This window comes from Paenibacillus sp. UNC217MF (assembly GCF_000686865.1).
Classification (GTDB): domain Bacteria; phylum Bacillota; class Bacilli; order Paenibacillales; family Paenibacillaceae; genus Paenibacillus_B; species Paenibacillus_B suaedae.
This window is the reverse complement of record NZ_KK366031.1, coordinates 106,020-118,204: the sequence shown is the minus strand read 5'-3', so window position 1 is coordinate 118,204 and position 12,185 is coordinate 106,020. Positions and strand designations below refer to the sequence as shown.

The 12,185-nt window shown below is 48.5% G+C and carries 11 protein-coding genes; 3 read left to right on the top strand and 8 right to left on the bottom strand.

The window, feature by feature from the left end:
- Nucleotides 1-242 precede the first annotated feature (242 nt).
- The 7 genes from BP95_RS0128930 to BP95_RS0128895 all read right to left on the bottom strand — a co-directional run bounded on the left by BP95_RS0128930 (nt 243) and on the right by BP95_RS0128895 (nt 5,574).
- Nucleotides 243-1,190: a hypothetical protein gene (locus BP95_RS0128930; protein ID WP_021253238.1), complete on the bottom strand. Its 948-nt coding sequence runs from the start codon at nt 1,188-1,190 to the stop codon at nt 243-245.
- A 208-nt stretch (nt 1,191-1,398) separates the two neighbouring features.
- On the bottom strand, nt 1,399-1,629 hold the full coding sequence (locus BP95_RS0128920) for a hypothetical protein (RefSeq protein WP_021253239.1): 231 nt from the start codon (nt 1,627-1,629) through the stop codon (nt 1,399-1,401).
- Nucleotides 1,630-2,069: 440 nt separating this feature from the next.
- Nucleotides 2,070-2,609: an NADPH-dependent FMN reductase gene (locus BP95_RS0128915; RefSeq protein WP_021253240.1), complete on the bottom strand. Its 540-nt coding sequence runs from the start codon at nt 2,607-2,609 to the stop codon at nt 2,070-2,072.
- 52 nt (nt 2,610-2,661) lie between these two features.
- Entirely contained in the window at nt 2,662-2,865 is a 204-nt protein-coding gene (locus BP95_RS0128910; protein ID WP_021253241.1) for a DUF3906 family protein, read from the bottom strand.
- Between the two features lie 180 nt (nt 2,866-3,045).
- Complete coding sequence (pfkA, locus tag BP95_RS0128905; protein WP_028533856.1) at nt 3,046-4,017, bottom strand: 6-phosphofructokinase; 972 nt, start codon at nt 4,015-4,017, stop codon at nt 3,046-3,048.
- Nucleotides 4,018-4,041: 24 nt separating this feature from the next.
- Nucleotides 4,042-5,124 carry a tetraprenyl-beta-curcumene synthase family protein gene (locus BP95_RS0128900; RefSeq protein ID WP_021253243.1) on the bottom strand — a complete coding sequence of 361 codons (1,083 nt, stop codon included), beginning with the start codon at nt 5,122-5,124 and terminating at the stop codon, nt 4,042-4,044.
- A gap of 132 nt (nt 5,125-5,256) precedes the next feature.
- Entirely contained in the window at nt 5,257-5,574 is a 318-nt protein-coding gene (locus BP95_RS0128895; RefSeq protein WP_021253244.1) for a hypothetical protein, read from the bottom strand.
- Between the two features lie 190 nt (nt 5,575-5,764).
- On the opposite strand from BP95_RS0128895, the gene BP95_RS0128890 reads away from it, so the two are divergent.
- Nucleotides 5,765-6,961 (top strand): MFS transporter, encoded by a 1,197-nt coding sequence (locus BP95_RS0128890; protein ID WP_021253245.1) that lies wholly within the window; start codon nt 5,765-5,767, stop codon nt 6,959-6,961.
- 93 nt (nt 6,962-7,054) lie between these two features.
- Nucleotides 7,055-7,708 (top strand): nitroreductase family protein, encoded by a 654-nt coding sequence (locus tag BP95_RS0128885; protein WP_021253246.1) that lies wholly within the window; start codon nt 7,055-7,057, stop codon nt 7,706-7,708.
- 130 nt (nt 7,709-7,838) lie between these two features.
- Here BP95_RS0128885 and BP95_RS31645 read toward each other — a convergent pair whose 3' ends face one another.
- Nucleotides 7,839-8,732, bottom strand: a complete 894-nt coding sequence (locus BP95_RS31645; protein ID WP_021253247.1) for a helix-turn-helix transcriptional regulator — start codon at nt 8,730-8,732, stop codon at nt 7,839-7,841.
- 154 nt (nt 8,733-8,886) lie between these two features.
- Here BP95_RS31645 and BP95_RS0128875 point away from each other — a divergent pair, with 154 nt between their 5' ends.
- Nucleotides 8,887-12,183: a glycoside hydrolase family 2 TIM barrel-domain containing protein gene (locus BP95_RS0128875; protein WP_231515229.1), complete on the top strand. Its 3,297-nt coding sequence runs from the start codon at nt 8,887-8,889 to the stop codon at nt 12,181-12,183.
- The last annotated feature ends 2 nt before the right edge of the window (nt 12,184-12,185 follow it).

Sequence of the window (12,185 nt, the reverse complement as noted above, 5' to 3'; positions counted from 1 at the left end):
TTTTGGTATAATATATAACAAAATTAGGTTTAATCCATGTATGACAACATTCTATCTATTACCCTCTAATCGCTAAGTAAACAAGTTGTTTCCACACTGATGTTAAGTTGATTCACTCCCTTATTACGAACATTCGATATCACTCTCCACAACAAAAAGAGCCAAAATCCTGCAGGCAGAATAATGGCTCCCCAACGTATATGTTATCTGTTACTTGTAATCATGACTCTTCCTCTCGTTTCTTAAGGCAAATATTCATATCTTACGTCGACCCAAGCATTTTCGTTTGTGGCAAGACCTAACGTTGCAGCAACGCCTGGCGACAAATCGATCCCGGCAGGATTGAGCACCTTGCGACCCTGTGAATCCTTGCCATTGTTCCAATTGTTATAATAGGCAGCTGTTGAAGCAGGAGTACCCAATGCTAATCCAGAGCCGAATCGCCTAGGATTGCTTCCGTTGGCAGTATCCCAGTAATTATCATCGACATTCCAAGGGCCAACATCCTTCACTTCTACACCAAGGGCAGACATAACCGTATTTGGATTATAAACATTGACTACATACTTCGGATTGCCATACGTCCCTCGCAATTGGACTGGGATATTACTAATCCAGCCTTTATTCGCAAATTTAATATATTTATCAGGCAGTGCGACCTCATAGGAGCCGCTTATATCTGGATCATATTGAGTTGCAAAAATTCCAGAGATTCGCGGTACGTCAGCATTTGCACCGTATTTTGTCTTCAACCATGTATTTCTATATTCTTTCTCGTCTGCCCACCACTTCGTCACCCATTCTTCGAAGGCAATGTGCTTATCTTGGAGCAGACTCTGTAAGGCAGCATTCCGTACTTGAAATAAGGTGTCTGCCTTCGCGTTATAGCTGTCCACCGTTAGCGACTGCGCCTGCAGCTGCAGTGCTCTGGCTGAATTACGTTCTTTGAGCCCCATATCCTTTAGTTGTGTCATTTGCTGATCGGACAATCCCAGAGCCGTCTGAAGTGAGGCTACGTCCGCCTTCAGCTTGTCGTCCTTGGTCCAAAATAAATAATTCAATACTTCCTTGCTGTCCAGCAGTGGGTTCGATTGTTCATCAATTGCATTTCCATAAGCAGATCCCGTCGAAGCAAAGAGAGACAAAATGAGAGTAAAAAGCAACATGATGGTCATATTCCTTTTTAACATAAAATTCGCCTCCATATTTCATGGCATGTTTTCCGTGCTTATTCATTACTCGCAAAACGATACCTGCTTACGACAAATATGCCAGAAGGACCTTCCTTACTTGGTTGGATGAGCTCTAGCTGAATGGTTCTCCCGTCTTTGAGTGCGTATTGGACAACTTTCTTGGCTTTCTCATCTACAATAAGCTTCACATCAATGTCTTCATTAACTACGAGGCCTTCTTGTGTATGAGATACTCTCTCGATACTTGCTGCCAGTCTGTTAGTCCAGGCTTATGGCCTTCATCCACCTGTTTTTGCAAGTTATCTGCTTCTTGCTGCGAGAAATTTGTGCTCACCCAACCCTCACCCTTTGAAGGTGAACCTGAACAACCAATCAGTACAAACACTACAACTAAAAGTATGGCGCTAACGGAAAAGAAACCTGTCTTTACTCTCATATACGCGTCTCCTTCTCATCATTCGTATTTGTTTGTCACGCTGGCATGTTATAGACGCGCAAGTCTTGACCAATGTTTCTCGCATCACACCAAAGGCATCCCCCGCTCCTCAGTTTGATAGGGCTTGTCCCTCTTGTTGCAGTCCAACTGATGTATATCTATGACTACGTAATAGACCAATCAAACTTGACACAAACGTGAAAATAAAATAGCCGTTCAAGCTCATTGAGATGAAAGACTAGATTGTATCGATATGGAGTAGAAGAAAAGATAATCGGTAACCGAGGGGGGGGGTATGCTGGAGTTATTGTAGCGTTCACACAAATACGAACACCTTATCGGGAAGCCGTGAGGCGGGGTATCCTCTGACACTCTCACGTGCCTCCCTGCACAAGCGTATTCTTGTGCATGCCTGAGGTGCTTCAAACTACATCAATTGCTTATGCAAGCTCACGAGTGCTCGCAGACAGATTCAAGAAATAGTTCAACGTCTTCTGAACTCGTTGAATCACTTGCTCCTGAACAGGCTGCCCTTCTGCTGTGAATTGTCTTGCATCGCCGCCGATGGAAATCCATTCTGGACAGTTAATTCCGTGTACATTGCGAACGATTGTCTGTAAATGCGTCAACGAACTGATACCAACCGCACCACCTGCAGAGCTAACCGACAAAACGACCTTATTGTTGAAATAGTCAAAGCTCAAATAATCGAGCGCGTTCTTCAGTACGCCGGATATACTCCCGTGATACTCAGGTGTAGCCAACACAATGGCATCAGCTGCGAGAACCGACTCTCTCAACAGCTTCACATTCGTATGCTGTTCTGCATCGTCTGGGCTGTAGAGAGGAAGCTGCAGTTCATTGAGATCAATGACTTGCGCCTCATGGCCTTTCTCCTGAATACTTGCTGCTAGATAACGAACAAGCTTCGTGCTTGTTGCTTCTTTACGATTGCTGCCAGAAATACATACGATGCGCATGATCGCACTCCCCTTCCATCATCATTCGGCTGACAAGCGTCTATTACGTCTATTAATCTCGAACGGGGATGATATATCCGCTGCCATTCACGCAGCGTTTCTTCTCTAGCAAAGTCAAGCCCTCCCAAGTAACACCCGGGATCTCCCGCTCGAAATGTGCTTCTGCTTGCAGAAATGCTTGTTCTTCTGTATCTGCTGTCAGCACACATACGAACGTTCCTTGCACCGAGGACGCTTCCAACCGATATATGTACATTTTTCCATCCCCTTCCCTATCGCACATCATACATAAAACCGGAATCATGCGTCAAGATGTCACATCAATTGAAATCATCTATCCCTCCTCCGCACATCTTGCAAATATACAAAAAAACCCGGCCAACCGCATGATGCGGCTTTGCCGGGCTTATCCAAAACTGCGTGAACCAGCAGCGTCTTATTGACACAGACGCGAAGCCAATTCGTACAGCTCCATATTGAATTCCTTCTTCGTGTTCACAACAAGATCGATGTCGGTTGCGACCAGCTCACCCTTAATCATACCGCAAGCCTTGCCGGATTCGCCTTCTATCAGCTGGCGAACTGCGAAGTCGCCTAGACGGCTTGCCAAGATACGGTCGAACGCTGTTGGAGAACCACCGCGCTGAATATGACCGAGAACCGTAACGCGCGGCTCAACAGTTGGGCAGCGTTCAATGATGGCGTTCGCGACATCTTCACCGCGTCCAACACCTTCCGCGACGATAACGATGCTGTGGCGCTTGCCGCATTCGAAGTTCTCACGCATACGACCTGCAACTTCATCGATGTTATGGTCAACCTCAGGTACAAGAATCGATTCCGCACCACTAGCAAGACCTGCATACAGCGCTATATCTCCACAATGGCGACCCATCACTTCTACGACGGAAGAACGCTCGTGGGAGCTCATCGTATCGCGAAGCTTGTTTACTGCGTCAACTACGATGCTGACAGCTGTGTCGAAGCCAATTGTATAATCTGTAAAGGAAATATCATTATCAATTGTTCCTGGCAGACCCATTGTCTTGATGCCAAGCTTGCTCAACTTGTTCGCACCTTGATAGGAACCGTCGCCACCGATAACAATCAAGCCATCGATGCCGTGCTTGCGCAAAATGTCTGCACCCTTTTGCTGGCCTTCTGGAGTTCTGAACTCTTGGCAGCGAGCGGATTGCAGAATCGTTCCGCCACGTTGAATGATGTCACCTACACTGCGAATATCCATTGGGCGAATATCTTCGTTCAATAACCCTTGATAGCCGCGCTGAACTCCATAAACCTCAATTCCATTGAATATAGCTGCACGCACTACTGATCGGATTGCAGCGTTCATACCTTGTGAGTCTCCGCCGCTTGTCAATACGGCAATCTTTTTTACAGCAGACATGATTCGTTTCCTCCCTCATAATCCTCAATACATATGTTTACGTATCCAAAGACTGTTCAACCAGAAAAATAATCTCATAAGCGGACTATTCTTCATGAGACGCTTGGATACTTGTTGAACCGCGGCCTGTTCCCTTACTTTCGGATCTGATAAATATAGAGCTAGCAGCCCTTCTATAATCATACGATGAAATCGTCCATCCGGCAGTGAGCTAACTCGCACCGTTGCAAGGTCTGCAAAGTGGCCAATCCGGTTCACGACCAAGCTCTGATCGTCGTAATAATTGCAGAAATTCAAGTCTCCGCCGGCACGATCTTCTTCTTGGTCAATTAAATAATCTAACATAATATGCAGTCCACATACATATGGAAAATATGCCTCTAGAATGCGGTCTGCATCTGCTTGCGTCAGACTCTCGTCCGCCGCAGCCAAAAATAACTGGAACACACCTAGTGTGGAGCCGGTCGCCGCAGCGAATTCATTCCAGCCCAGCTCCGTATAAGCCGATTCATGCAGACTCCACCAATCCAGCAGCGCCTGCTCCCGAGAATCCGGGTGAATATGCTTGTACACCTGAAGGTCTGTATACAGTCCGACGAGACGAACAATATGCGGCTGTGCGATTCCATACGCCGGCAGTGAAGCAATACTATCTCTGCACGTCTGTACTAGATCACGCAAATAGCCCCCGTCCTCTTGATCATCACGGAGCGCATAATAGTCTTTGAGCGGTTCGTCCGGTTGGACCGCATCCAGCATAGCCTGATGGAGCAAGCGGAAATCCTCCGCATCCATCGAGGTGCTTCGGTCGCACAGGTTGTCCAAATAGTCACTGATCGTCTGAAAAGCAACAATGAGCGGGATCAATATATGGCGTACATCTAACCTAGCCGCAGCGTATACAGCACCGCCCTCACAATGAAATTGCTTGCTAGCGATGCTCGCGAGCGCCTGCTTGCGCAGCTCCTCGTTCGGAATTCGTTCAGCCCGCGTCTGCCAGCTTGCCAACGATTGACGAACCCCCGGCAATATATACTTATATACGCGGTACATGAGTCCGAGCGGCTCTTTCGGAGCTCGCGTACGGCGTTGCCTCACCTGATTCAAGAAAATCCTCCGTCCTCTGTGTAGGTCAACTTCTACGAGATGATGTTACTCACACTTATTGAGTACCCATTTTAACCACACCTATTATATTACGAAGTGACTAATTGCACAAACGATTGCATGCGATATTCACTAGTGGTGATTTTTGGCATCTACGTCCTGATGAACCCGGTACCACAAATTCAAATCGATAATTTGCGAAGCAAGCTCTGCGATCTCGCTATTCAGCCGGCAGGAAGCCTCAAATTGCTCCTCCTCATTCAGCGCATTCTGCTTCAAAACAATCGTACGTTCCAGCTCTTTAATACGGTCGGGAATTCTGCCGCGAGTGTGTTCCCACTTGTCCATAATGAGCACTTGTTCGTCCCAGCTCATTCCATCCCAAGAATCCTCAACTATGGGCACTTCAATACCAAGCCGTTCGTCGAATTCGAACCAATCATTCACCATGCTGCCGCACCTCCGGTAAATAGGATGCATCATTAATGCTGTTAATGTACCATGCCGCTTGCGAGGATGTAAATGACGAAACCGCCCCAATCCACAGGAAGCATGCTATACTAGGGATTATTCCATTTTTACTTGCTCAATTGACAACTCCGATTTATACACATTCATCTACTTCATGGAGGGAACACGCATGGCGTATCCGGCACCCCGGAACACAGAAGCGCATTGGCTGCGCGCCTTTACATTTATGATCTTTATGACCTCTTCGGTCGTTGTATCGTATTTGCCGCTCTACTACAAATCATTGCAGTTTACAAGTGTCCAGATTGGGCTTCTCTATTCCATTGGACCGCTCATCTCTATCATTTCCAACCTATTCTGGGGCGTAACCAGCGATAAACTCGGTACGTTGAAAAAAGTGCTCATCACGTTGTTGGTCGCACAAATCGTATTATCTGTGGCACTTGCTCAAGTATCCTCGTACGGGTTGGTTGCTCTGCTTCTCGTTTGCTTTTATTTCTTTTACTTTCCGATATATCCACTGAACGACAGCTTCGCGATTATGACTGCGCAGGCTCAAGGCAAGAGCTTTATCGGCATTCGTGTTTTTGGCTCGATCGGTTTCGCTGTATCTGCACTCTTATTCGGATTCATATTACGCTCGGTAGGCGCTTCGTACAGCATATGGGTCATTGTTCTGCTTGGCTTGCTATCGCTGGGGCTTGCCTTCCCCCTTACGGATAAGCGCGCCACGATGAAGAAGATGGAACTGTCCGGACTGTGGGTTGTCCTGCGGCAGCGAGAAGTACTATTGTTCTTCCTGTTCGTGCTGCTGCTTGCCATCGGGCATCGTCTGAATGAAGCCTTCCTCGGATTGTCATTGTCCCAGATTGGGGCAGATGAATCTTTGGTTGGATGGGCTTGGATGCTCTCAGCGCTTAGTGAAATTCCAATCTTCTTCTTATTGAATGCCTATGGGGAGAAATTCAAGGAACTGCCGCTATTAGCATTCTCCGGGTTAACCTATACCATTCGGCTTCTGCTTATTGCAGTGCTGCAAGATCCAACATGGATTGTTTCTACGCAGTTGCTGCACAGCGTGTCATTCGGGATCTTTTATTTCGTTGCCGTTCGCTATATAAGCCGTGTCATTCCTGACGAATATCGTTCAACAGGGCTTGCACTGTATACGATCGTCTGGTCCAGCATCGCAGGGCTCATAAGCGGAACTTTCGGTGGAATCTTAATGCAATCCTTCGGCAAGGATGTGCTATATGAGGTTGCAGCAGGGTTCTCATTTATAGCCTGCCTCGGCTTTATAACTATGGCTATCATTGCCCGTCATAGTGAAACAGCGACAATCCAAGCGTCCAGCAGACACAGCTAATTGCATTTTTTCAACTGTACCGTATAATAGTAGTAGGTCTTAATACAAGGTCTTAAAGCAATCATACTACTCGTTCGGTGGAGGGTCACCAATATGACAACAACGTATGAGACAATAAAGGAAGTCATTCATGGGCGCCGCAGCGTTCGTCGCTACGATGAACGTCCAGTGTCTGTCGACGACATTAAAGAGCTTGTGGATTGTGCGCGTTACGCGCCAAGCGACACAAACTCCCAAACATGGGAGTTCATCGCCGTTGTGAATCGTTCGATGATCAAGCAAATCGAGCAGCTTACATGGGATGCACTGCATGCCAAGGCTCAAATAGCGGAAGAGCAAGGATTAAACAAGGAAGCGAGAATGCTGCTCAAGTCCTTCGGGCCCTATGCAACGGCCTTCTCAGACGCACCAGCACTCATTGTATGCTTAGCGACGCCTTACACTTCGAAATTCCGTGAGCGCATCTTCGATCCGATTCAACTGGTGCCGACTGCGGTATGGGAAGAAGAGGGCATTAAGAGCAGCTGCTTGGCCATTCAAAATCTGATGCTAGCCGCTCATGCGCAGGGCTTGGCTACCTGTCCAATGACTGGCCCTGTCCTACTGGCTGCTGATGCAATCAAGTCACTGCTTGACATTCCAGAAGACCGCCAGGTCAACATGGTGCTTGCACTCGGCTATCCGCTGGAAACACCGGCCAAGCTCCCACGCAAGCCGGTCGAAGAGATACTGCGCATCATTGAATAACAGGGCATGTCCACGTATCAATAGCACATGAAGCCCCTTAACTCCCCACAATAACTGTGGCGGAGCGAGGGGCTTCTCTTTTGGGAGATTCGTATTATTACTACTATAAGATCTGATATTACTGCCGGATCTATGTTCCATTCACTTCTGTAGCATCAAATACACGATGATCACCCATCAGTTTCCCCGCATGAAGGAGACGGAACTGGACTGGCGTCATTCCCTCTTGCTGCTTGAATCGATGAATGAAATAACTCGTGTGCATGAAGCCAACCTCCTGTCCCACCTGCTGGACAGACAGCCTCGGGTAAGCGAGTAGAAGCTGCTTCGACTTACGAATCCGCAGACGTATCACATATTGAAGCGGCCGCATATCAAGTGTTCTTCGAAACAGCTTGCATACATATTGCGGAGTAACACCTATCTGGTCGGCCATCTGCTGAAGTGTAAGCTCCTGATGAACATGTTCTTGAATCCACTCCAACAACGGCGTTAACGGATCATTATCCACGTGCCGCCCTTCCCTGACCAGAGTCTCCCATCCGGATTGAGTCCACGCCATAATCAGCTCATAGGCATGTCCTGACAGCATTGTGCCTTGTCCCTCATTGAACGAGGATCGGTTCAATAGAGCAATCGCCCTCTTGATTGGCTCTAGCGTGAGCTCAGGGTTCATTGGCGTAATCCTTGTCGATTGATACAATTGAGCCGCAGTCAGCAGCTCCTGCGATAAGCTTCCTTGAAATCCAAACCAATAGATTCCCCATGGCTCCTCAATTGGCCTATATTCATGCGGTATATGGGGAAATAAGATAACACCCTGCCCAGTCTCAACAACGATAGGCTCACTCATCCCCTTCCACCAGAACTCGCCACGGCCGGACGTGCATTGCAGCCACTGGTAATCAGGATATCCGCTCAGACGCACAATTTCCTGTTGGCTTACCCAGCTTCCTACCGTAGTTACAACGAGTGGCAACGACCGCTCACGTTCGCTGATCATTGGAAAATGAAAATGCTGCATTGACTTCACCTGTTTCGAGTTTCATATATTGTTATTTCAAATAAAATCGTTAGATTGATTGAGCGTCTTTTTTCATTTTATCATATATACAATCAACAGCCTTTTATATTCATATCGTGATATTGAGTCTATAGCATTTGAAGGGAAGATGAGAATGTCAGTAGAACGAATGAACCTGGTAGATCCGCACAATGAACAAGCTCCATTAACACTGAATGAATTATTGCAGTCACCTACTGTATTGCATCAACAACGCCTCCATGACCGTGCCTACTTCATTCCTTGTGCAAGCGCCTCCGAAGCATTGACGTACGAGCGCGGTGCATCGGCCTATTTCCAGCAGCTGAGCGGCACCTGGAAATTCAGCTACGCATCGAGTCCCGAGCAAGCACCGGCAGCGTGCTGGATGCCCCAGTACGATGATTCCGATTGGGACGAGATTCCGGTACCTTCGAATTGGCAAATGCACGGCTACGGAAAACCAGAATATACGAATATCCTCTATCCGTTCCCAGTTGAACCTCCCTTTGTTCCCCATGAGAATCCTACAGGAACGTATCGCAGGACTTTTTGGATTGAGCCAAGCTGGATGGAGCAGCGGGTCGTCCTTCGATTCGAAGGTGTGGACAGCGCATTTCGAGTATGGGTGAACGGGCACTTTATTGGCTACAGTCAAGGAAGCCGCATTCCTGCGGAATTCGACATCCGTCCCGCCCTGCAGCAAGGTATGAATCAAATTACCGTTCAGGTATACCAATGGTGCGACGGCTCCTATCTGGAAGATCAGGATATGTGGTGGTTAAGCGGTATTTTCCGCGATGTGTATTTGCTGGCCTTCCCGACGGAGCATATGTGGGACTTTACGGTTCGCACGCACCTGCTCGACAATGGTAAGCGTGCTCAACTGGACGTTGATGTCGAGCTCTGTATCAGCGAGGAGGCTGCGCAGTCACATACATTTGCATGGACATTATTGAATGCAGCCCGCCAGCCAATTTCGCCGGCGAACACAATCTTGGTATGTGATCGATGCCAGCAATCAGAGCCAATCATCCGGGTAAGCACTACCGTAGAAGCCCCTACACTATGGTCAGCGGAGACCCCTTATTTGTATCATCTCGTGCTGGAGCTTCGAGACAAGAACCAAGAGGTCATTCAAGTAATCTCGCAGCGAATCGGATTCAGAGAAGTGAAGCTTACCGGTACGAATCTTCTCGTAAACGGGAAGGCCATCATGTTCAAGGGCGTCAATCGGCATGAATTCCATCCGGATCATGGACGTGCGATTCCCTATGCCACAATGGTCGAAGATGTGCGCTTAATGAAGCAGTTCAACTTGAATGCTGTGCGGACCTCACACTACCCGAATGATCCGCGCTTCTACGCCTTATGTGATGAGGCAGGGCTATACGTAATCGACGAAGCGGACTTGGAAACACATGGATTTCAAGCTGCCGGGTGTTGGTCACTGCTCAGTGAGGATGAGACGTGGAAACAAGCCTATGTGGAGCGAATGCAGCGGATGGTAATCCGTGACAAAAATGCGCCGAGCGTCATCATGTGGTCACTTGGCAATGAATCCGGCTGCGGGTCCAATCATGCAGCCATGGCTGAGTGGGCACAGCAATATGATCCGACTCGCCCCGTTCATTACGAAGGCGATTGGAGCAACATGCTTGAGCTCGGCATCCGCTCAACGATGTACCCAACACTCGAAGCCATTGAGAAGGTTGTCCAGTCTGATGACGATCGTCCGTATATTTTATGTGAATTCGCGCATGCAATGGGCAACGGCCCGGGAGCGCTTAAGGACTACGTGGAAATGTTCTATCGCTACCCGAAGCTGCAAGGTTCGTTCGTCTGGGATTGGGTCGATCAAGGCATTCGGCGTGAGCGAGAGGATGGCCGCCAAGAAATGGCGTATGGCGGAGACTTCGGCGAGCTTATTCATGACGGAAACTTCTGCTTGAATGGACTCATCGACGGAGACCGTAAGCCGTGGCCCGCTCTGCATGAATACAAAAAAGCGATCGAGCCTGTCAAAGTCTATGCCAGCAGTGAACCAGGAGAATATATCATCGAGAACCGGTACGACTTCCTTCCATTATCATGCTTGCGCGGTCACTATTCCATCATTGCCGATGGTGAACTAATTGCCGAAGGGACATTCGAGGTACCCGAAGTAACTCCACGTGAGCGCGCTGCATGGCGGTGGGATGCGCGGACAGCGATTCGAGCCGCGTTCGGCCATACGATATCTGAACCGGCATTTCAACATATGTGGCTTCGGTTCTCCTTCCGTTCGGGTAGCGGCACTTATGGCACAATCCCCTGGCTCCCTGTGGGTCATGAAGTGGCATGGGCTCAATTTGAGCTTGAGCCTTCGCAGGTTCTTCAGCTACAGCATACCGATTGCATACAGGAGACAGCAGCCTCCTCTACCATATCATCGTCTAAGAGCAGCCTGACATCCGGCTTCGGTATTCATACTGCCCCTGCAGGCATGATGTCGCTGAAGCCCATTTCGATCCATGACCAAGGAGCTAGCCTCATCCTTACAGGCAGCAGCTTTACTATGGAGATCAATCGGTCAGACGGAAGCCTTCTCTCTTGGCGTTTCCATAATACAGATTTGCTAACTGGCAGTCCCCGCCTTCAATTATGGCGTGCCGTTATCGATAATGATCGCTATCTAGTGACGGATTGGCGGAATGCTCGACTACATCAATTGAAGAAACGGATAAAACAGGTGACCATCGATTCATCACGCGCAGCAGAGGGGATGATTACCGTAACGACCTGCTTCCGGTTAGGAGCACCTGCCTTCATGTGGGGATTGGCCTGTGAGCAGATCATGACCATACAAGGAAATGGGATCATACAGCTGCACATTGACGTACGGCCTGAAGGATGCCATCCAGAGGTTCTCCCTCGTTTTGGCTACGAGCTTGGCATCCCTGCCGGCTTGAATTCCTGCAGCTGGTATGGACGCGGTCCAGGCGAAAGCTATGTCGACAGCAAGGAAGCAGCTGCAATAGGCTGGTACGAAGCGAAGGTCGATGATCTTATGGTGGCATACGAGAAGCCGCAGGAGAATGGCAATCGTACAGATACAAGATGGGTATCTTTTGTGAACACTCAAGGCACGGGACTATTCTTTACAAGCAGTTCTGGAGTGGATACCTTTGACTTTAGCGCCCATCGCTACTCGGTCATGGACTTGGAGAATGCCGCCCATCATGCTGATCTAGTGCCTCGAAGCGATATTGTTCTTCATCTGGACAAAGCACAGAATGGTCTTGGTAGCAACAGCTGCGGCCCGAGAGCGCTCCCTGAGCATGAATTGAAGTGCAAGGACATGTCATTCAGCCTGCAAGTGATCCCATTCAACTGTGAGACACTGTCTCCGAGGCAACTTGCGCGGCTCGTGCACAGCGGTATTTTATCCTAATC

Excerpts from the sequence above, each read along its gene's own strand:
- BP95_RS0128930 (WP_021253238.1), bottom strand. The coding sequence starts at position 1,190 with ATGTTAAAAAGGAATATGACCATCATGTTGCTTTTTACTCTCATTTTG.
- BP95_RS0128920 (WP_021253239.1), bottom strand. The coding sequence starts at position 1,629 with ATGAGAGTAAAGACAGGTTTCTTTTCCGTTAGCGCCATACTTTTAGTT.
- BP95_RS0128915 (WP_021253240.1), bottom strand. The coding sequence starts at position 2,609 with ATGCGCATCGTATGTATTTCTGGCAGCAATCGTAAAGAAGCAACAAGC.
- BP95_RS0128910 (WP_021253241.1), bottom strand. The coding sequence starts at position 2,865 with ATGTACATATATCGGTTGGAAGCGTCCTCGGTGCAAGGAACGTTCGTA.
- pfkA (WP_028533856.1), bottom strand. The coding sequence starts at position 4,017 with ATGTCTGCTGTAAAAAAGATTGCCGTATTGACAAGCGGCGGAGACTCA.
- BP95_RS0128895 (WP_021253244.1), bottom strand. The coding sequence starts at position 5,574 with ATGGTGAATGATTGGTTCGAATTCGACGAACGGCTTGGTATTGAAGTG.
- BP95_RS0128890 (WP_021253245.1), top strand. The coding sequence starts at position 5,765 with ATGGCGTATCCGGCACCCCGGAACACAGAAGCGCATTGGCTGCGCGCC.
- BP95_RS0128885 (WP_021253246.1), top strand. The coding sequence starts at position 7,055 with ATGACAACAACGTATGAGACAATAAAGGAAGTCATTCATGGGCGCCGC.
- BP95_RS31645 (WP_021253247.1), bottom strand. The coding sequence starts at position 8,732 with ATGCAGCATTTTCATTTTCCAATGATCAGCGAACGTGAGCGGTCGTTG.
- BP95_RS0128875 (WP_231515229.1), top strand. The coding sequence starts at position 8,887 with ATGTCAGTAGAACGAATGAACCTGGTAGATCCGCACAATGAACAAGCT.